The sequence below is a fragment of the Wohlfahrtiimonas chitiniclastica DSM 18708 genome, assembly GCF_000375345.1.
Taxonomy (GTDB): domain Bacteria; phylum Pseudomonadota; class Gammaproteobacteria; order Cardiobacteriales; family Wohlfahrtiimonadaceae; genus Wohlfahrtiimonas; species Wohlfahrtiimonas chitiniclastica.
Genome location: NZ_AQXD01000004.1, coordinates 145,418 through 168,201 on the forward strand (window position 1 = coordinate 145,418; position 22,784 = coordinate 168,201).

Genomic DNA, 22,784 nt, shown 5'->3' on the forward strand with positions numbered 1-22,784 from the left:
ATTTAATTAATTAACATGGGTATTAAACATGAATAAAATATTTAAGGTTATCTGGAGTGTAAAATTACAACGTAAAGTTGTGGCGAGTGAATATGCAAAAAGTGCGGGGGCAACGAGCAGTGTAACCGTGAGTGATGTATTGCCATCAAATGGCTTTAAATTGAATGCCTTGTGGAAAATTTTAGCCTTATCTGGGGCAATGATTTTTTCAAGTGGCATTGGTACTGCAGAAGTTGTATATAACAAAAAACATCAAGTATCATTTACAACAGATGCTAATAATATTAATCAAGGCGTGACCATATTAGGTAATAAGGCTTTAACTAATGATGTGTTGGATGACCCTTCTAAGCTGTTAATACCTGGGGCAACTTCAAAAGATAAATATCAATATGACTATGTCACATTTTTATTTCGTCCAGAGTTTATTTCCACTTCAGAGAAAGATGTGGCTGCACAGTATGCATTTTTAGTGACTCAAGCGAATACAGATGTCAATATGATTTTGTATCATGGTAAATATAACCCGGATGATCCACAATATGGGGCGATTGTAGGGAATGATGATCATAAATCAACGTTATGGGAAGATTTGGGCTTCAACATCGGGAAAGACGAGGACTATGATTCAAGTCTATTTTGTGGTGGTGAGACAGATCTATGTCCTGGCTTAAAAACGACCGTTAATAACGGGGATGTTTATACAGTGGTTATTTCTACGTATAGTCCAGGTTCATTGTTAACAGATCATAACACTTTATTTGTTGGTACCTTACAAGATGGTGCCGGTCCGAATGGTGTGATTGGTGAGTTCTCGAGCTATAAGCAGATGGTTGACATCTTAAAAAACGCATCATGGGACAGTTATGATTTAGATTTTAAGGTCAATCCGAATTTTAGAGGCGGTACGTTGGTGCTCAATAAGCCAGCGGGATTAGGGAAAGCGGCCAATGTCTTTAATTATGCACAAAAGTTTACCTTATCACATGATGCAACAAACACCTTAGATACCAATGGTAAAAATGGCACATTAACTGGCGTTTGGAGTGATGTGAGTGGTCAAAAGGGCGTGATCAATCTTGTCAATAAAGGCACCGCTGCTTCTGAACTCACTTTTACCGCTCAAAATACATTTTCTGGTGGCGTGACGATCGGTCCTAACCTGAATGTTATTTTGAAAAATGGCGCAATGGTTGAAGATCCTTCAAAGAAAACGAATGCACAACTCGGTACGGGTTATATTGATGTGCAAAAAGGCGGTCAATACACGATTGCTAAAGATACTGCGACCACTTTTAATAATGTCTTAAAAGGCAGCGGTAATGTGGTGATCAATTTAACGGATCCTGCATTAAAATTCTCTGTGGCTAAAGCGACAGGGCATGATTTTACTGGCCAGGTGCAATTGAATTCAGGCACCATGGATGCTTCAAAAAACAATTTATCTTTGGTCAATAAAGCTGGCGCGCAATTGGTGGTGCAAAACAAAGGTGTGTTGAACATCAATCAAGGTCCACAAAGCATGGCTGGCAACCTTAAATTAGATGGCGGTACAATCAGTGCGGCTTTAGGTTCACAATTGTCAGTCAATACATTAAGTGTCAGCAATCAACCTAAATTGACAGTGGCGATTGATGATCAGAGCTTTAACCAAACGGGCAACTTAGTGGCGCAAAGCAATAATGCGCAGCCCATGGACATCATTAAAGCCACCAATGTTGAAAAAAGCAGCATTGGACAAGCCCTTGAAGTGGCGCTTTATGGTCAAGATGGCAAACCTGTGGCGGATAACCGCATTTCTGTCGTGTTAGACAATGGCTATGGCACGAAGGATCTCACTGCAAACTATGGCACGGGAGATGTGAAAGTCACCGACCACGGCATTAATTTAGCATTGGGTTTAACATCCCTCAACAGTGGCTCAAAAGCCAAAATCAGCGCGCAAGATTTGACCGGTGCGCAAACCATGAACGCGTTATTAACGGGTAAGAATTTTGATTTCTATGGCAACGCAGCGGGATTGACAATTGGAAAAGCAAATACTTATACAGGCGCAACGAATATTGCCGCAGGCAAAGTGATCAGTGGTGTGAATGAAAGTTTTGGTAAAACCACACAGTTGAACGTTGCTACAGGTGCAACCCTTGATTTAGCCGGGCATACACAAACCATTAGCAATGGTGGTCAGATCTCGGGTCAATTATTGGGGCAAAAGGGTACATTGACCGTATCTAATGGCACGTTGACTGTCACGAATCAAGCTAAAGTGAGTGATGTCACCATTGGCAGTAAAAACAGCAAAGCTTCTGTGAATTTTACAGGGGGTGATGCCACCTTTAAAGGCAATATTGTCAATGCCATTGGCGTGACACGCGATGGTACAAAAGGCACCACAACAACACTGGTGGGCAATGTCACAACATCCGGCACTTTGAACATTAAAAATGGTCATTTACGCCTTGGGGATGGTCAATCGGGTACGGTGTTAAGCAGTAACGTGGCCATCAATAACTCTGCAAGCCAATTGATTCTCGATTTAGGCAAAGATCACACCACAATATTGAAAAATGTGACAGGTCAGGGGCAGTTGATCAATCAATCGGGTAATTTAGAAGTTCTCAACCAACAAAGTTACACCGGCGGCACAGTGATCAATAATGGCAATGTGCTGGTGAAAAACTCTGGGGTGTTAGGCACAGGTGCGGTGCATGTGGGAAAAGATGCCACATTGACGCTGGAAGAATTGTCAAATAAAAGCTTCAATCAAGCATTGACCGGTGCTGGTGTGGTGGCCATTGACAGTAAAAATCAAACGTTCAGTTTAGGACAAAATGTTGGCACGGGCTTTAAAGGTGAGTTTGACATCACAAGTTCAGAGATGACAATTGATCAAAGCAACAGTGCGGTGTTTGGTCAAGCATCTTTGACGTTGAATGATCAGGCAAACTTAACGGTCTCTTCAGATGTGACGGCAAAAACCGTCACGTTAAACGATGGGGCAAACTTAAATTTAAGCGTCGATCCGACTGCCTTTAAGGCCAATGGCCAAGTATCTGTGGATGCATTGAAGTTAAATGCGGGGCAAATCAACATTACGCTGGGCGATAATTCTGCCTCTGGCACACAAATCACTGATGGACAAGAAGTGGATGCCGAAACACTGTTTGATCAAGGCACGGGTCGTATTGACAGCATCAGTCTGATCACATCGAATCAAGCTGTGACGTTCGATAAAACTGCGGTCGTGGTTGATGGTCAAACTGTGGATGTGACGAAAGGTGATGAAATTGACATCACTAAAATGCTGAAACAAAATGGCCAAACGGTGGCTAAGGTGCATTATGGTGATGGCATCAGCACACAGCAGGGCGCACAGCACGGTTTATTTGTGACGCAAGGTTTACACTCTGTGGAAGCATTGAAGGATCAAAATCTTGCCATTGCCACAACGGAAAAATCGAAAGATAAAATCTTTAACACTTTAGTCACCGGTGAAGGTGGTGTGTCGTTAGATGCCTCAAAAGGCACCATGAATTTTGGTCATGAAGGCAACAGCTATCAAGGTGGCACAACCGTGACAGCTGGCACAGTGAAGCTCGCTGAAAAAGAGGGCTTTGGTGTGGGTGCCATGACAGTGGCTAAAGATGCTGCGGTGGATTTAAATGGTCAGCAGCAAACCATCACCACATTGAACAACGAAGGCAGCCTGAATTTAAATCAGGGTGCATTGACAATCACGGGCAATACTGACATTGCAGGTGTGACGGGTGCGGGTCAATTGGCCATTCAAGGTGTCAGCACAGTGAAGGCGGTGAATGAAGGACTCACGGCAAACATCGCCATTGATCAAACCGGTACGTTAAATCTAGATGTTGACAATGGTTTGGGGCAAGGACAAATGGCACTTACCGGTACACTCAATGCGAACAGTGATTTAACGCTTGCTAACCAGCTCAGTGGTGCAGGGCAGTTAAACATCAATAAAGCGGTGACTTTAACCTCTAATAATGCGGCATTCACAGGTAACATCAACATTGATAAAGCGGGCACATTGACGGTGTCGGATTTGCCACAATTGGGCAATGGCCAGAAGATTGAGATTGCCACAGATGGCGATTTGGTATTGAACAAAATCAGTGGTGCATTAAAGCAAGCCCTCAGTGGTGGCGGTGATGTGGTGATTGCTGATGGCAGTCAGGTGACACTCACAGGTAATAACGCTGATTTCAGCGGTATTTATAAAGTGCAAGGTGTGCATCAAGTGCCAAGCACATTGACGGTCACTGATGCTAAACAATTGGGCAAAGGACAGATTGAGGTCAATGACAATGGCGTGGTGGATGCGCAATACACAGGTAATTGGCAGACAAATGTGACCGGTACGGGCATTGTGAATGTTGCCGATCAGCATCAAATCACCCTCACAGATCCTAGCAAATTAGCAGACACTTTGACGGTGAATGTCAGTGAAAAAGGTCAATTGAACCTCAATGATGATGCCTTTAATTCAGCGTTGACTGGCAGCGGGATTGTGAAAGTCGATGCAGATAAAAAGGACTTCACCTTTGGTGATCAAGTGGGCACGAAATTTGCCGGGACTTTTGACATTAACAATGCGAATTTCACGCTTTACCCAACGAATCATGCCATGGTACAAAATGCGAACATCATTGCGAATGCAGGCTCAGTGATCAGCGTGGAAAGCCAAGGCGTGACTAAAACGAAAAACTTTACCTTAAATGATGGAGGTGTGCTCCATTTCACCGGTAAAATCAATGATCACTCCACAGAAAGCGGCACTTTAAAAGTGGCGGATTTGGTGTTGAACCAAGGTGGTTTGGTGAAGGTGGAAGCAGAGGGTTATCAGCCTGGGCAACCGAACATTCCATATGATGGCGGCAATTTAAGCGAAGAAGATCTCTTTAGCCGCAGCATTAAAGATCGCACATTGCAGTTGGTGTTTGCAGATCAGGTGACGAAGGCAGAAGGTTTGGCCATTGAAATCAATGGTGAAAAAGTCTTGCTAGACGATGATCAAAACAGTGCAAATACTCGTGTCAATGTTAAGCAAAATGATGAAGTGGTGGGTGTTGTGGATTACACCAGCAATGCTGCAACGCAAAATGGTGATCAAAAAGGTTTATTCATCACCTCCGGTTTGCATCAAGTGGACGTTTATGCTGGTAAAAATCTCGCAATGGCATCAACGGCTGGCTCAGAAAAAGAGAAAGTTGAACTCTTAGTCACGGGTGCAGGTGGCTTGGTGTTAAATGCTGCGAAGGCGGACATGCAGTTTGGTAACATTGGTAATACTTATAAAGGTGATACCAAAGTGACGGCCGGCACGGTCACCTTAATTGCAGATAATGCTTTTGGTGAAGCTGCACATTTAGATGTTGCTCAAGGTGCGGTGGTGAATCTTGGCGGTAAAACACAAGAGATCAATCAGCTGAACAATAATGGCACGGTTGCCCTCGAAAAAGGGACATTAGACATTACAGATAGCAGCGTGTTGCAAGGTCTAACTGGCGAAGGTCAATTGATCATTTCAGGCGGGGAAGCCACTGTGAATGCTGTCAATCAGGGCTTAGCTGCAAATGTGACTGTGAAAGATACGGGCGCATTGAATTTGAATGTTCAAGATGGCTTAGGTCAAGGTGATTTTGTCATCGATGGCACTTTGAGTGTTGGTAATGTTGAAACATTGCGCAATAACCTCAGTGGCAAGGGGGATATTAACATTCATGACTCTGTGGCATTGTCTGGGACAAATACCGAATTTACCGGCACAATGGATGTTCAAGCACAAAAAGCTGTGAGCATTAATGGCGCGACAAATTTAGGCAAAGCACAGTTGAAATTAGGGGATCAAAGTGCATTGAACATCACCGGTACGGTGGGTGAGTTGCAAGGCTCAGTGACGGGCAATGGACAGATTAACATCAAAGACAATGGTCAATTGATGATTAAAAAGCAAGATCAGTTCAGTGAGACGGTGGGCATGAATGTGGATAAAAATGCCACATTGAACCTTGAAACGACAGGGTTTGACTCAGCGTTAACCGGTGAGGGTTTAGTAAGCATCAATGCGCAACAGGGTGATTTTGCTTTAGGTAAAAATGTGGGCAATGCCTTTGCCGGTACCGTAGCGATTGCCAATGGTAAGGTGGCATTGAATCAAGAGAATGCACAAACCTTATCAAATGCGAATGTTGCATTAGATGCTGAGGGTCAACTGACCGTGGCAGCAGATGCTTCTGCAAAAACCATTGCTGTGAAAAAAGGCACGGTGAAATTAAGCGGGGATGCAGCGACGGGTCAAGCAGAAGGTTTACTCACCACGGATGCGCTCACCATTGATGGTGGCACAATTGATTTGACGGTCAAAGGTTTTGACGATGGTACAGGGGCGATTGATGCAGAGACTGAATCGCTCTTTGAGTTGGCCTCTGAAGGTAAACAGTTACAGTTCATTGCCACAAAAGATGCGCTCGACATCAGTCAAGCAAACATTGCATTAAATGGTCAAAATATGGCGGTAGGGACAGAGACTGACACCCGTACAGCCATCAATGCAGCTGGTGAGCAGGTTGCCAATGCGGTTTATAGCAATCGCGTCAGCACGGCACAGAAAAATCAAAATGGTCTTTTCTTAGATTCACATTTATCGAGCATTGATATTTTAGATCAGAAAAACCTTACCATTCGTGGTGAACAAGGGAAAACGCAAGATTTTTCCACCACCATGACGGGACAAGGGGCAGCCACTTTTGATGCAACACAGCAAGCATTGACCATCAGTGGGCAAAACAGTTACACCGGTGGCACCACTTTAGTGGGGGGTGTTGTGACGGCGAAAAATGGTCAAGCCTTTGGTGAGCAAGGTTCATTGAACATCAAAGAAGGTGCAACTTTGGCGCTTGGTGCTGATCTAACCGTGGGTCAAACAACGGCAGCCGGGGATGTATCATTGCAGGATCATGCATTGAGCTTTACAAAGGGCGACTCAACGTTAAGCGGTAAAGTCAGTGGCAATGGGCAATTGAATGTGATGCAAAACAGCACATTGAATGTCTCGGATGCGGCAGATTTAGGCACTGCAAAATTACAAATTGCCAAAGATGGTCGCACGAACATTGATAAAACAAGTGATTATACCTTTAACCAAGCATTATCTGGTGAGGGTGAATTAAAACTCAGTGCAGCCGGCAATCAATTGTCGATCGGCGATCAAGTGGGCAATGACTTTAAAGGCACTTTGTTGGTTGAGTCTGGCAAATTATCCGTTGATGGCACAAAACTGCAAGGCAGTAGCTTGAGTGTAGAGAAAAGTTCTGAAGTGACGATTCTCAAAGACACCACGCACAAAAATGTGACGGTCAATGGTGGTAAATTGATTTTTGAAGAAGGCAATTCACNTGAACGCGCTGATGGCATCATCACTGCGGAGAATCTTAACTTAAACAACGGCACGGTTTCCATTAAAGTGAAAAAGGATTGGACAACCACAACGCCCACAGATGGCATCACGTTAGAACAGTTGTTAGAGCCTACGCATTTGTATCAATTAGCTGCTGTAACAGGTGATGTGAATATCAGTCAAAAAGATATGACATTGGATTTGATCATCAATGGTCAACACATCGATGACATGACAAAACCTGTGCAACATACGGTGACATTAAAGGATGACCGTAAGGTATTGGTGGATCAAAACTATTTCCTAGGACATGATCAATTGATCACACAAAATGGCCAAGGGGGTAAAGGTTTATACGCCAAATACGGCAATCAAAAATTGACGTTTGTTGATGGTTTAGGCAATGATAAAGACATTGATACAGGCGGCAGCACCATTTCAGGAGGAGATGGCGGTGTTGATAACAGTGGCACCATCAATACGGGTGGCGGCAACACTGAAACCGACAAAGGTGACATTGACAATAATAAGCCAGGCGGTACCATCAATACTGGCGGCGGTGATGTTACAAATAATGGTGATGGCAACATCAATAATGGCGGCGACATCAACACAGGTGGCGGCGATGTCACAAATAAAGGCGATGGCGACATTAATAACAATCCTGGTGGTACCATCATCACCGATGGTGGTAACGTTGGCACGGATAATGGCAACATCAACAATCAAGGTGAGATCGATACCTCTAAGCCAGATGAAAAAGGCGGCGATGTTACAGCGGGTAAAGACATCAATAATACCAAACCAGGCACAAGTGATCCTAATGATGGCACCATCACCACAGGCGGTGGCAACGTTGTATCGGGCGGTGACTTGAACAACAAAGGTGACATTGATACCTCATCACCGAAGGATGATCAAGGCCATACGATTGTCGATAACAATGGCAATACCATCCCAGGTGGTAATGTGGATGTGGGCGGCGTTTTGGTCAATGGCGATAAAGATGGTCAGCCAAATACAGGTACGATTCATACCGGTGGCGGCGATGTGACGGTTGCAGGTAAAAAAGATGGTACAGATTTGAAACCTGGTGACAATGCCTTAACGAACAATAAAGGCAGTGACATCAACACGGGCGGCATGACCGATCCACAAGGTAAGCCATTGCCCGGTGGAGATGTTGTGGTGAAAAATGGTGACATTGACAACCACGGCACCATCAATACAGATGGTGGCAATGTGGGCACTGACAATGGCAACATCAAAAACCACGACACAGGCACCATTACCACAGGGGGCGGTGAAGTCACATCCAGCGGTAATTTAGAGAATACAGGTCAAGTGGACACTGCTGCACCGAAAGATGATCAAGGCCACACCATTGTGGATAACAATGGCCAACCAGTGAAAGGCGGCGATGTGAATGTGGGTGGCATCTTAATCAATGGTGATAAAGATGGCCAGCCAAGCACGGGCACGATTCATACCGGTGGCGGTAATGTGACGGTGACGGGTACAAAACCAGATGGTACACCTGTACAACCCGGTGACAATGCCTTAACGAACAATAAAGGCAGCGACATTAACACGGGCGGCATGACCGATCCACAAGGCAAACCATTGCCAGGCGGCAATGTGGTGGTGAACAATGGCGATTTAGATAATGCTGGCACCATTACAACTGAAGGCGGTGACATCTCTGTGGGCAATGGCAGCATCATTAACCATGATACTGGTACCATCACCACAGGTGGCGGCAACATTACCGTCAATAAAGATGTGAACAATGATGGTCTGATTGATTTAGGGGGTGGGGAGATGACGGTTGAAGGCAACTTCAACAACAATGCACCTAAAGGCACCCTCATCATTGGTCAAAAAGAGGATGGTTCAACAGGTAAAGTTGAGGTGGATAAAAACTTCAATAATACCGGTAAAGTGGACTTTGGCGGTGGTGAGTTGGTGATTAAAGACACCGGTTCAACCTCTTCAGACGGCGGCCTAACAGGCGATGGTACATTGACCATTAATCGAGATGCTGACTTTACCGTGAAGGGTAAAAATGACGATTTAGGCAAAGGCACGAACGTCAACATTGCGGATCAAGGTACTGTAACCATCGAGCAAGGCGGTAGCTTAGGCGGCGCGACGATTGATAACAGCGGCGAATTAACGTTGCAAGGTGATAAAGTTGATGACAATGCTGTGAAAAATAGCATCACCGGTAAAGGTCACATCACGATTGAAACTGCGCCAAACACCACACAAGGTAAAGTGGAATTGGCTGGAGACAATCAAGGCTTTGGCGGTGAAATCAGTGTGACTGAACATGGTGATCTCATCATCCGTAATGACATGAACCGCTTAGGTGGCAAAGATACGGTGGTGGATTTATCCGGTCAGCCTTCTAATTTAACCATCATTGATGTGCCCACAGGTGACAATGCCAGCCATGAGATGAATCAAACCATCAAAGGCTCTGGCAATATCAACTTTGACAACAGCAAAGTGAACATCACCTCAGAAAACACCGACTTTAAAGGTCAAATCAACCTGAACCAAGGCAGTGAAGTGAGCATTACAGACAATGCACGCTTAGGATCACCCACAGATGTGATGATCGATGGCACCAGTGGTTTGGTGTTAGATGGCTTTAAAGATGATCAATTGACGGCAAAAGTTGGGGGCAGTGGTGATTTAATCTTCACAAATGGCACCAAACTTGACAGTAATAAAGTAAACATCGGTGATGATATTGGCTTTAATTTGCGTGATCAAGACACTGTCTTAAATGGTCAGGATGGCGAATTTAACCATCGCTTGAAAGGTAAAGGTTCATTCAATGTGACGGGTAATGGCGGTGACTTCACGCTAGGTGAGCACGTGGGCAATGAATTTGCAGGCACTGTGAATTTAGAGAACACGAAGTTCACCCTCACAGATGGCAGCGCCGATGCATTAGGACATGCCACTTTGAACATCAACAAAGATGCACAAATGAACTTTGGGGATCACAAAGGGGATGTACATTTAGATCAACTGCATTTACAAGAAGGTTCATTGGTGTTCAATAATGGTGTACACCAAGATTGGGCAGTGATTGAATCAAACAACGTGGTGCATGTCGATACCTTAGATTTGAGTCAGCAAAAAGGTGGCATCACGGTTGAGAAATTCTTGCATGAGTTAGATCCATCCGTGAAAGGCAATCGCCTCATTGAATTGAATGTGGGCGAGCCTGCTTTCCAATTGTTGGCCACAAAAAATGGGGTCAAAGGTGCATTGACCAGCGATTTGGCCTTGACGCTTAAAGATGATCAAGGCGTTGAGATCAGCACGCCAAGTGTCTTGAATTTGACAAACAAAGGCACCGTGGCCACTGGTGCAGACACAGTGGTGGCAGAAGGTTCATTTGATTATGGTTTAAGTACAGGTGCGAAGGAAGATGGCTTATATGTGAGCTATCAAATGAAAGACCTCACCATTTTAGATGGCAACACTGTGGCAATCGAAGGCGTACAAGGTCGTAACAATACATTGACGGCCAATATTGGTGAGCGCGGCGGCAAAGGTGGCATTGAAATCCATAATGATGCTGCCAATAATGCTGTGACTTTATCTGGCAAAAACACCTTCAGTGGTGATGCGACAGTTATTTCAGGCGGCTTGAAAGTGGTGGGCAATGAGGCGTTAGGCAATGCCGATCGCTTAGTTTTAGAGCAAGGTACATTCTTTGATCTCAATGGCACCACGCAAAAAGCCAACTCAGTCAGCATCGCAGAGGGCGCAAGCTTCTACGGTACAGGCACCATGCAGGGTGACTTTATGAACCAAGGTTTGGTGCAAGTGGGTCGCCCTGCTTCAAGCAATGGTCAAATGCGCATGCAAGCTGTGGCAGCACCTTCACCGGTGACATTAGAGATCAAAGGCAACTTCACGAATGCCAACACCATTGATTTGCGTGGTCAAGCGGTGGGTAATGCCTTGGTGATCCATGGTAACTATGTGGGTCAAAATGGCTTACTCAACATGAATGTGGCACGTAATGGTCAAACGGTGAATGCGGATCAATTGGTGATCACAGGACATGCCAGCGGCCAAACGAAAGTGACGGTGTATGACATCTCAGGTTTACTTGGCACAGTCGATGATGCCGGTGTCAAACTCATCAGCACAGGCGGTTCAGATGCCAATGCCTTCACGTTAGGTAACTTAGTGACGCAAGGTGCTTATCAGTATCAATTGACGCAAGCGGATAAAGATTGGTTCTTAAAATCTTTAACCACGCGCCCAGATACCGGTAACAACTTGTCCAATACTGGCTCGACAACACAATCGCAAGTGCCTGGTTTAGGTGGCCCTGGCTTTGGTGGCGGTTTGATCAATGGGGCAGGCGGTTTACGTTCATTGTCACGTTTACAAGCAGGTGGTTCATCGAGTGAAGATGCTGTGTTCTTAGACAGCAGTTTATGGAACACAACCGCAGGCGGTAAACACAAAGGCCGCACATCGGGTGGCACTGTGCACTATGATTATGATTACTACAACACAACCTTCGGTGGTGATCAGCTCATGCGTGCGGGCAATAGTTTAGTGCAGCTCGGTGTGTTCATCGGTACGATGGAAGCGAAGTCTGATTCTCATAGCATCATCTCAGGCAGCCATGGTAAAGGTAAAGTAACCGGTCAAACCTATGGTATTTACGGTTCATGGTATGCAGATGGTAACAATCCATTGACGCCATATGTGGATGGCATTCTCTCTTATGGTAGCTATAAGAATAAGATCACCACAGAAGGCAATCCGCAGGATTCGTATCGCTCACATGTGTGGAGCTTTACATTGCAAGGGGGTTACCCGATTGACTTAGGCAACAACCTTGTGATCGAGCCACAAGCACAAATCACGTACTTAGATTTCAGTGCGAAAGATTATGTGGATGTCGGTGGTACGCGTGTTTCACAATCCTTGAAAGGGGATGTGGTCGGTCGAGTCGGTGCCTTCATTTATCCAAAAGATGGCGACATCAGACCGTATGCAGGTATGAACCTTTGGTATGATGACACTCGAGCAGTTGTGTATCACAACAATGATCGCAATGAAGGCTACAAAGGTGGCTTGATGTATGAAGCAAAAGCGGGTGTGGGTGCACGTTTAGATAAAAACTTCTCCCTCTCTGTGGATGCAAACTATCGTCAAGGCAAGCATAAAGCGAAAGATTACGGTGCAAGCCTCACCTTGAAATACACCTTCTAATCGGTGAATAAAAAGCCCCTCATTTGAGGGGCTTTTTTATGGTTGTGATGCATGCATCATCCATGCCATCTGATGATGTGACGGGCTTATGCGTTTTTATGGCGAATCAAATAACACTGTCTGATTTTTGGATCACGCGCAAAATCCATTGGCAATGTTTCACGTGAAACATCTTGAATGTCATACTTTTCAAACAGCGTAGGCTCCATTTTGAAGTTACGTAAATTCGTTGAGAAGATGAGTAAACCCTCTTTAGTCAGCAATGTCATCGCGTCATTGATGAGGCGAATGTGATCACGCTGAATGTCTAACACATCGCTCATGCGTTTTGAGTTAGAGAACGAAGGCGGATCCATAAAGATCAAATCATAACGCGCATCACGCTTTTTCATCAAAGGTAAGGCTTCGATGTGGGCGGCGGTTTGTGTGAGCCAGTCTAAAACATCTTTTTGAATGAATTGATACGCTTTGCCATTAAAACCATTGAGGGTAAAGTTATTTTCTGCCCATTTTAAATAGGTTTTAGACATATCCACGGTGGTGACTGCTTTTGCGCCGCCTGCAGCTGCAAAGATGCTTGCGCTGCCAGTGTAAGCAAACAGATTGAGAAAATTCGTATTTTTGGCTTTCTCTTGGATCATTTTGCGCACATTGCGGTGATCTAAGAATAAACCTGTGTCTAAATAATTGACCAAATTAACCCAGAATTTAGAACCATTTTCTTCCACCGCAAAAAAGTCGCCTTGGGCATTCTCTTTTTCATATTGCTCGGTGCCTTTTTTACGTTCACGCAATTTAAAGTGAATGTTTTCAGGTTTTAAATCACTAAAGACGATCGGCACAATCGCTTTGATTTTCTCTAAGCGCTTGGCAGCTTTTTCAGGATCAATGCTTTTTGGGGCTTTGTATTCATAAATCACCAGAGATTGATCATAACGATCGATCGCGACATTGAATTCAGGCAAGTCAGAATCATAAGTGCGATAACACATGACATGATTTTGCTTGGCCCATTTTTCCCATTTTTTACGATTCTTGGTGAGGCGGTTAAAGAAGTCAATGCCACCTTCACTCATGATCTCTTCATGATCACGTTTCTCTTGGCGCTCTTCAGCTGCTTTACGATCCACGAAATATTGTGGCTCGATGGCAAATTGCAAATACACGCACTCTAACGCACCGTTGTAAAATTTATTGACTTTACGAGCGCGCAATCCCATTTGTTTACCAAGATCCACATCAGAAGTGATGATGCCTGCTTCATAGCCTTCATAAGCACGCAGCCAATCGCCAAGGGCAATGTATGTGGGTTTAAGCTCTTCTTTTTCGCCTAAGCGTTCACCGTATGGTGGGTTGGTAACAATCAAACCTTTTTCAGACATGTCCGCAGGTTTTTTAAAGTGTTCAAACATTTGATGGGCAAAGGACATGTTTTTTAAAACGCCAGCGCGATCGGCATTGGCTTTGGTAATACCAATCATGCGCGCATTGCGCTCAACGCCATAGAGTTTACCTTGATAGGTATTTGCACCCACTTCAGCGCGGTGTTTGGCAATTTTAACGCATTCGCCCCAAGTGTGTTCATTGTGACCGCGCCAGTTTTCAAAGCCAAAGCTACGGCGGAAAAGTCCGGGCGCAATGTCACGCGCCATCAATGCCGCTTCAATCAAAATGGTACCTGCGCCGCACAATGGATCAATAAAGTCTTGATGTTCTTTGGCTTTCTCTGGCCATTTTGAGCGATACAAAAGGGCGGCGGCTAAATTTTCTTTAATCGGCGCAACGCCTTGCTCTGTACGAAAGCCGCGTTTATGTAAAGGTTCGCCGCTTAAATCTAAATAGAGCGTGTAGGCTGTGTCTTGAATGTGCACATAAAAACGCAAGTCAGGATCTGTTTTTTCAACCGATGGGCGGCCGCCTGTCGTCATGTCAAAATAATCCACAATGGCATCTTTCACGCGCTGCGCGGCATATTGTGTGTGGATGTGTTGGGCGCGCTTTGTGGTCACTTGGATCACAAACGTGCTTTGATCTGACATGTGGGTGGACCACGGAAAACCTGAGAGCTGACGATGCAGATCGTCTAAATCCTTCATCGAGCCTGCTTTGAGCTGCAATAACACACGAGAGCCGCAGCGCGTCCAGAGCAGTGCTTGATAAGCCTCTTTGAGTCCACCTTCAAAGCGCACGCCAGTTGCATCGCTTGTCGATTCGATGCCTAAAGCTGCGAGTTCATCGATAACATAGGGCGCTAAGCCTTGTGCGCAAGTAATAAAAAAAGAGGACATGTATCAATCACCATAAATTTTTGTATTCAACAAATTATTATAACGAAAGATTGGGCAACTTGTCTGATTTAACGTGCAGAATCATGAGTTTTTCACTTGTATTCATGGGGCAATTCGCTGACAATGATGCTTTCATCACACTTCAAAAAAGATTATGGCTAAACAAAAAGCATTTGTGGTTGATTCAGCATCGGTACCTTCAACGATCAAAACGGTGGATTGGTCCGTGGCCAATGGCGCCGCGTTTGCCCATCAGTTGCAAAACGCCGCAAAAAATAGCACGCAAACCTTGGTGGTCATTGTGGAGAATATGCAGCAGGCAGAAAGCTTGGTGCAGGATTTGGCGTTTTTTGATCATCAAGCCGTGCTTTTTCCAGATACAGAAACGCTGCCGTATGATGTGTTTTCACCGCAACTGAATATCATTTCTGAGCGATTGGCAACATTAGCACGCTTGCGTCGAAGATCGATTGATACGCTTGTGGTGACAATGCCAACCTTGATGCAGCGCATTGCGCCGCCACGCTTTTTAGATGGTCACAGCCTATTGTTAAAGCCCAATGATCACGTGGATCGTGAAGCATGGCGCCTAGGGCTAGAAGCCAGTGGTTATCAACATGTTAAACAAGTGATGGAGCCTGGTGAATTTACCATTCGTGGCGGCATCATTGATCTTTTTCCAATGGGCATTGCATCGCCCATTCGCATTGAATTGTTTGATGATGAAGTGGAAACCATTCGCACGTTTGACCCAGAAACACAGCGCACGCTTGAAACATTGACTGAACTCTCGATTTTGCCAGCCCGTGAATTTGAAATGAGCAAAAGCGCCCTTGAACGTTTTGAGAAGAAATTTAAAGAGACATTTGAGGTCGATACGACAAAATGCGCACTGTATCAAGAGATCATGCAGGGCAATTTGCCTGCAGGCATTGAAAATTATCTGCCCCTCTTTTTTGATAAAACAGCGACATTGTTTGATTATTTGACGGAGCACACAACATTTGTGCTCTATCCTGAATTGTTTAAAAGTGGCGAGCAATTTCAAAAACTCATCGATAGCCGCTATGAGCGTTATCGTCATGATGTGGAAAAACCGCTGTTATCGCCGATGCGTTTATATTTGAATGTATTAGGGCTTGAAGAGTTATTGAGTCAGCGCCCTAAAATTCAAGTGACTTTTACACATGAAGCGCCGGCAATCACGCAGATCAATCAAGTGCCAGAATGGTTAGCGCAACACAAAGACAATGCGTTGATCATCACTACAGAAACGCATGGCCGCCGTGAAATGCTGTTAGAGCGCTTAAAAAGTTTGGCGCTCTCGCCGAAAATTGCTGATGATTTTGTGACGTTTGCAAAAAATCCCGCGCCGTTTGCTGTGATGGTGGGCGCGCTGAGTGAAGGCTTTCGTTATGATCATCAATTTGCCATTGTGACGGAAAATGGGCTCCTTGGCGTGCCGATGCAAACGAGGCGCAAGAAACAGCAAAAAACGGTGGATGTGAAATCGATGCTCACGAGCATTGATCACCTTAAAGAGGGCGATCCCATCGTGCATTTAAAGCATGGCGTCGGTCGCTATGTGGGGCTTGATAACATTGATGACAATGAGCTCCTTGTGATCGAATATAAAGGCAATGGGCGCTTATACATTCCGATCACGGATTTAAATGATCTCTCTTTATATACAGGTGGCTCAAAAGAGAGCGCACCGTGGCACAAATTAGGCTCTGATCAATGGGAGAAAATTTGTAAAAAAGCTTCTGAAAAGATTCATGACACGGCTGCAGAATTGCTAGACATTTATTCCCGTAGAGAATTACAAAAAGCCCACGGCATGGCGATTGTGCCGGAATATGATGATTTTGCCAAAAGCTTCCCATTTCAAACGACGCCCGATCAGCAGCGCGCCATTGATGATGTCTTAAGTGACTTAACAGTGGGTAAAATGGATCGCATCATTTGTGGGGATGTGGGCTTTGGGAAAACAGAAGTGGCGATGCGTGCGGCATTCATGGCAGTGATGAATGGTTATCAAGTGGCGGTTTTGGCACCAACGACGTTATTAGCTGAGCAACATGTCCAAGATTTTATGGATCGCTTTGCCGATTGGCCTGTCAAAATTGCCGGTTTATCGCGCTTTAGAAGCACGAAAGAAACCAAACAAACCCTTGCGCTCCTCGCTGAGGGGCAAGTTGATATTGTGATCGGTACGCACAAAATTCTCTCTAAAGATGTGCACTTTAAAAATCTTGGGCTCATTGTGATCGATGAAGAACATCGCTTTGGGGTGAAACATAAAGAGAAACTCAAATCCCTGCGTACAGAGGTGAATTTGCTGACGATGACCGCAACGCCCATTCCACGCACGTTGAATATGGGGCTGTCTGGGTTGAGGGAACTGTCCATCATCGCAACGCCACCGGTGGAGCGCATTGCAGTCAAAACCTTTGTCAATCAATGGAATGATGAATTAATGGTGGAAGCCATGAACCGTGAATTAAAACGCGGTGGGCAATTGTACATTTTGCACAATGAAGTGGACACCATTGAGTTGATGCAAGCCACGATTGAGCGCTTAATGCCCGGCATCACCATTGGCATTGCCCATGGTCAGATGAAAGAGGCGGAGCTTGAACAAGTGATGCTCGATTTTTATCATCATCGCATTCAAGTGTTATTGTGCACCACGATTGTCGAATCAGGGATTGATGTGCCCAATGCCAATACGATGATCATTAATCGCGCCGATAAACTTGGGCTTGCACAGTTGCATCAGTTGCGCGGTCGCGTTGGGCGCTCTCATCAGCGTGCGTACTGTTATTTAATTGTACCGCCAGCGCGTGAGATGACTAAAGATGCCATTAAACGCATTGAAGCTTTAACAGAAACCGAAACATTGGGCGCAGGCTTTATGATTGCTAACCATGATTTAGAAATTCGTGGTGCAGGCGAGTTGCTCGGGGAATCCCAAAGCGGACAGATTACGGAGATGGGTTTCTCGTTGTATATGGAGCTTTTGACCCGCGCGGTGGAAGCGATTAAACGTGGCGAAACTCTGGATGTCAATCAACCCTTTAAACAAGGCATGGAAGTGGCGCTTGGTTTACCTGCGCTCATTCCTGAAGATTATATTATGGACATTCCGACGCGATTGTCCCTTTATAAACGCATCGCGAGCGCTGAAGATATGAGTGCGTTAAATGACATTCATATTGAGATGATTGATCGCTTTGGGCTATTGCCAGAGCAGGCGAAACGCCTCTTTAAAATTGCAGAGATTAAATTAAAAGCTGCGCCTTTGAATCTTGAAAAAATTGAGGCAAACAATGAAGGCATTCGCATTGTCTTTGGCGCGAAACCGAACATCAATTTACGCACATTGGTGGATTTGATTCAGAAAAAGCCTGATTTTTACCAACTGCAAGGGCAAGAGGTGCTGCGTTATCGTTTTCCATTAGAAGAGGAGGCACTGCGCATTGAGACAGTGCTGCATTTGATTGGAAAGCTTGCACCATAATTGTGGCTCAGTACACTTCAGGATTAATAAAATCAATCTCATAAACCGTGAAAAACCTCGGCTGAATCACAGTTTCATTGTTTTCGGTGATGGCTTGATAGCCCAAACATTTGCGGGCATCGCACGCTTCTAAATACAGTGAGGTGCCGTTAACTTTGATGTGCTCAGGCAGGTGCTCAAAAGATTTTGAGCGCATGATGCTCTCTACCTCTTTAGCATGATAAGTGCCAAGGCGCCCGGCCACCGATTCCATCAATAAAATGAACATGATGAAGATCACAAACAAATAGGTGATACCAAGGATGATGAAAGCAATGTCATGGAGCACAGCTTTTTCCTTCTTTTGCATGTGAAATTTTTCGGGCAATAGATGGCTTAAATGGTGCAAGGTTATGTGAAAATGCTTGGTGAATAAAAAAGGAATCAGGAGAGCATAGAGCACAATCATCAGCACTTGGGTGCTCAAAGAGAGCCCATGCAAGCTAAAGATAAAGGGGCTGAGTAGCACAAAGGTTGCAATGAATAATGACCATGAAAATTCTTGATTGGCGATTTTCTCTAAACTGTGGCGAAATAGAAAAACGCCCGCTGTGATGATGCCAATGGCAAAAAAGAGCAGGGTGAGCAGTAAAATGACTAAGGTTTTGTTCTCCACCACATCGAGCCACAAGGATGATTCAATCGGAATGAAGGGCAGATGAAAGGTGGAAAAATATGCCATTTTGTACGCATAAATGGCAATGTTGAACAAAAACAGCGCCGCCGCAGGAATCACAAGCACAGAAATGGCTTTGAGTGCATTGATGATGTCAGAGTGGATTTTCTTTGGATTATCTAAATAGTCATTCATGGCATGTCCAATGGTTTTTTTATCGGATTATTATGTGGATTAAGTTTAGATTATCATGACGAAAAAATCTTCTGTTGTGCTAGAATGTGGCGAGAAATGATTAGTAATTTTAGGAGATCGATCAAATGGCTAAAATTTTAGATGCAGTAAAACCAGGTGTATTGTTTGGTGATGATGTACAAAAAGTATTTGAAATCGCAAAAGCAGAAGGTTTTGCATTGCCAGCTGTGAACGTGGTGAACACAGAATCCATCAACGGTGTGTTAGAAGCGGCTGCTAAAGCCAAATCACCAGTGATCATTCAGTTCTCTAACGGCGGCGCTCAATTCTTTATTGGTAAAGGATTGAAATTAGAAGGCCATGAAGCGGCGATTCGCGGTGCAGTTGCAGGTGCTAAGTATGTACATGCAGTGGCTGAAGCGTATGGTGTCCCTGTGATTTTACACACAGACCATGCAGCAAGAAAATTGTTGCCATGGATCGATGGCTTATTAGATGCCGGCGAAGTTTTCTTTAAAGAAACAGGTAAACCATTATTCTCCTCTCACATGATCGATTTATCTGAAGAATCATTAGAAGAGAACATTGCAACGTCTGCTCAATATTTAGAGCGCATGGCAAAATTAGGCATGACGCTTGAAATCGAATTAGGTTGCACAGGCGGTGAAGAAGATGGTGTGGACAACACAGACATCGATAACTCATTGCTTTACACACAACCTGCTGATGTTGCGTATGCCTATGAACAATTGATCAAAATCAGCCCACGCTTTACGATTGCAGCATCATTCGGTAACGTTCATGGCGTTTATAAGCCAGGCAACGTGCGTTTGACGCCAGCGATTTTAGACAACTCACAAAAATATGTGTCTGAAAAATTCAATTTACCAGCAAAAAGCTTAGACTTCGTATTCCACGGCGGTTCAGGTTCTGATTTACAAGACATCCGCGATGCAATCTCTTTTGGTGTGATCAAAATGAACATCGATACAGATACACAGTGGGCAACTTGGAAAGGCGTGTTAGGTTATTACAACGAGTATAAAGACTATTTACAAGGTCAGTTGGGCAATCCTGAAGGTGCGGATAAACCTAATAAAAAATACTATGATCCACGTGCATGGTTGCGTGCCGGTCAAGTGACTTTGGTTGAGCGCGTACTTGAAGCTTATGAAGCATTAAATGCGATGAACCGCAATTAATTGACAATAATGCCAATGAAAAACCGCACTGTGTGCGGTTTTTTTGCTGATGATAATGGAATAAGGTGAAAAGATGAGCAATGCAACAATGTGGATTCATGGCTTTCATGCAGTGGAGGCGGCGTTTGATGAGGGCTCTGTCGTACAGGTTTGGCTCAATGATCAACGCTTAGATAAACGTGCCCAAGCGTTTTTAAATCGCATTCAAGATAAAAAAATCCCTGTGAACATGGTGAACCAAAAGATGTTGGAAACCAAAGTTGGGGAAGCGCGTCATCAAGGGATTGCGGCAGAAGTACGCGTGCAATCGGCTAAAAATGAAAATCATTTGCATGATTTATTAGAAGCAAATTCAGCGCCCTTTTTATTGATTTTAGATGGCGTGACCGATCCACACAACGTGGGTGCATGTTTACGAAGTGCAGAAGCCTTTGGGGTGGATGCAGTGATTGTGCCAAAAGATCGTGCCTGTGGATTGACGCCGATTGTGCGTAAAATCTCTAGCGGTAGCTCTGAGCGTGTGCCATTCATTGAAGTGACAAACTTAGCGCGTACTATTGATGATTTAAAAGAGCGCGGCGTTTGGTTGGCAGGTTTAGCCGGCGAAGCCACTGAAACCATTTATCAAGCGAATTTAACCGGTGCTCTTGCCATCATCATGGGTTCAGAAGGGGAAGGCATGCGCCGCTTAACGCGTGAAGCGTGTGATTTTCTTTTGAAAATTCCGATGGAAGGACGCATTGAGAGCTTGAACGTTTCTGTGGCAACGGGGGTTGTCTTGTCTGAAAGCCATCGTCAGCGCATCACAAAACGCAAATAACAAAAAAACCGCCGATGGGCGGTTTTTGATTAATCTGGCACCGTTCGTTGGTATTTTTCTGCTTTTTGACGAGATTCTACATCGGATTTGATGCGTTCTTCATGCGGACGCAATGCAACTGCGCCAATGAAGCCCGTGAAAAAGAGTAAAAAGCCAAGGGGCGCAATCATGGTGGTCAAATACATGCCCACATCTTGATAGCCAATGATGATGAGCGGCAAGCCCACCACAAGCCCTAAGCCTGTTAAAAAGATGCCAAGATAAAAGATGAACGTGTTAAATTTAAGCATGAATGACCTCGCAATGGTTTAACCCGTTCATCATATCATAAGTTAATATCCGCGGTTTAAATCCACTAAGTTATTCGGCAGCTTTCCTTCACGCACTAAACGGAAGTTCTCTGCCACTTGTTCACTCGCTGTGATCGGATTGGTCATTGCGGCAACATGTGGCGTAATTTCAATGGCCGCTTCATCCCAAAATGGATGATCTTTTGGTAAAGGCTCGGTGTCAAACACATCAAGGAGCGCGCCGCTGATGTGCCCACTTTGAATGGCTTCCAATAAATCAGCTTCTTTAACATGTCCGCCGCGGGCAGGATTGATGAGATAAGCACCTTTTGGCAACATCGCAAAAGTGTCACGATTTAAAATGTGTTGCGTCTCTGGCGTTAATGGCAATAGGCAAACAAGAATGTTGCATTGGCTTAAAAACTCAGGCAATTGATCTTGACCATGATAAATGCTGGCATCTTTCTCTTGAGGTGGCGTATTTTTCCAACCAATCACATGAAAACCGTATTCTTTTAATGTATTGGCGACATAACTGCCAAGTTCACCCAATCCAAGAACGCCTACAGTTAAATCTTTTGGCAAAATTCGGCTGCGCATGTGCCATTCTTTATTGACCTGATCACGATTGTAATATTGCATATTACGGCAGGCTTTAAGCGCACCATAGAGTGCATATTCCGCCATTTGCTCTTTCATATCATGATCCACAATGCGTGCAATGATGGTGCCTTCCGGGATGCTTTTGCACTCTAAAATGTGATCAATGCCCATGCCTGTTGATTGCACGAACTTTAAATTTGGCAGTTGTTTGAAATCTTCATCATTTGCTTTCCATGCCAATACGGATGTGATTTCGGATAAATCACCTGGATTGTCTTTCGTGCGAAGGTCTAATGTAGGGTCAATGGCATGTAAATTTTTAATCCATTGGTTAAAATTTGGCAATACTGTGCTGAGACATAAAATGGCCATCAGGTTCTCCTCCTCTTGTTGTGGTTATATTTTTGTGATTGTCCGTACACTATAGTAGTGTATGGAAATGATACCGACATTAAATTGATCTTAGTTAGTTATAATATGGCATTTTTTACAACAGATTTTCAAAATTTTCGTTAGAATGGCGGTTATT

General features: G+C 44.5%; 8 protein-coding genes. 4 read left to right on the forward strand and 4 right to left on the reverse strand.

Features of this window, described 5'->3' with window-relative positions; all coding sequences use genetic code 11:
• Positions 1–28 precede the first annotated feature (28 nt).
• Positions 29–12,679 carry an ESPR-type extended signal peptide-containing protein gene (locus tag B143_RS0108755; RefSeq protein WP_018122975.1) on the forward strand — a complete coding sequence of 4,217 codons (12,651 nt, stop codon included), beginning with the start codon at positions 29–31 and terminating at the stop codon, positions 12,677–12,679.
• A gap of 86 nt (positions 12,680–12,765) precedes the next feature.
• Here the strand turns inward: B143_RS0108755 and rlmKL are convergent, their stop codons facing one another.
• The gene (gene rlmKL, locus B143_RS0108760; RefSeq protein WP_018122976.1) at positions 12,766–14,967 is read right to left on the reverse strand and encodes a bifunctional 23S rRNA (guanine(2069)-N(7))-methyltransferase RlmK/23S rRNA (guanine(2445)-N(2))-methyltransferase RlmL; all 2,202 of its coding nucleotides are present in this window, start codon (positions 14,965–14,967) and stop codon (positions 12,766–12,768) included.
• 154 nt (positions 14,968–15,121) lie between these two features.
• On the opposite strand from rlmKL, the gene mfd reads away from it, so the two are divergent.
• Positions 15,122–18,490, forward strand: a complete 3,369-nt coding sequence (gene mfd, locus B143_RS0108765) for a transcription-repair coupling factor (RefSeq protein ID WP_018122977.1) — start codon at positions 15,122–15,124, stop codon at positions 18,488–18,490.
• A 7-nt stretch (positions 18,491–18,497) separates the two neighbouring features.
• Here the strand turns inward: mfd and B143_RS0108770 are convergent, their stop codons facing one another.
• A complete protein-coding gene (locus tag B143_RS0108770) occupies positions 18,498–19,340 on the reverse strand; it encodes a hypothetical protein (RefSeq protein ID WP_008315952.1) in 843 nt (280 codons plus the stop codon).
• A gap of 125 nt (positions 19,341–19,465) precedes the next feature.
• On the opposite strand from B143_RS0108770, the gene fbaA reads away from it, so the two are divergent.
• Both fbaA and rlmB read left to right on the forward strand, forming a co-directional pair.
• Positions 19,466–20,542 carry a class II fructose-bisphosphate aldolase gene (fbaA, locus tag B143_RS0108775; protein WP_008315951.1) on the forward strand — a complete coding sequence of 359 codons (1,077 nt, stop codon included), beginning with the start codon at positions 19,466–19,468 and terminating at the stop codon, positions 20,540–20,542.
• Positions 20,543–20,615: 73 nt separating this feature from the next.
• A complete protein-coding gene (gene rlmB, locus B143_RS0108780) occupies positions 20,616–21,362 on the forward strand; it encodes a 23S rRNA (guanosine(2251)-2'-O)-methyltransferase RlmB (RefSeq protein ID WP_018122978.1) in 747 nt (248 codons plus the stop codon).
• 29 nt (positions 21,363–21,391) lie between these two features.
• Here rlmB and B143_RS0108785 read toward each other — a convergent pair whose 3' ends face one another.
• Together B143_RS0108785 and B143_RS0108790 are read right to left on the reverse strand one after the other, a co-directional pair.
• Positions 21,392–21,652: a hypothetical protein gene (locus tag B143_RS0108785; protein ID WP_008315949.1), complete on the reverse strand. Its 261-nt coding sequence runs from the start codon at positions 21,650–21,652 to the stop codon at positions 21,392–21,394.
• Between the two features lie 42 nt (positions 21,653–21,694).
• Positions 21,695–22,627 carry a 2-hydroxyacid dehydrogenase gene (locus B143_RS0108790; protein WP_018122979.1) on the reverse strand — a complete coding sequence of 311 codons (933 nt, stop codon included), beginning with the start codon at positions 22,625–22,627 and terminating at the stop codon, positions 21,695–21,697.
• Between the last annotated feature and the right edge of the window lie 157 nt (positions 22,628–22,784).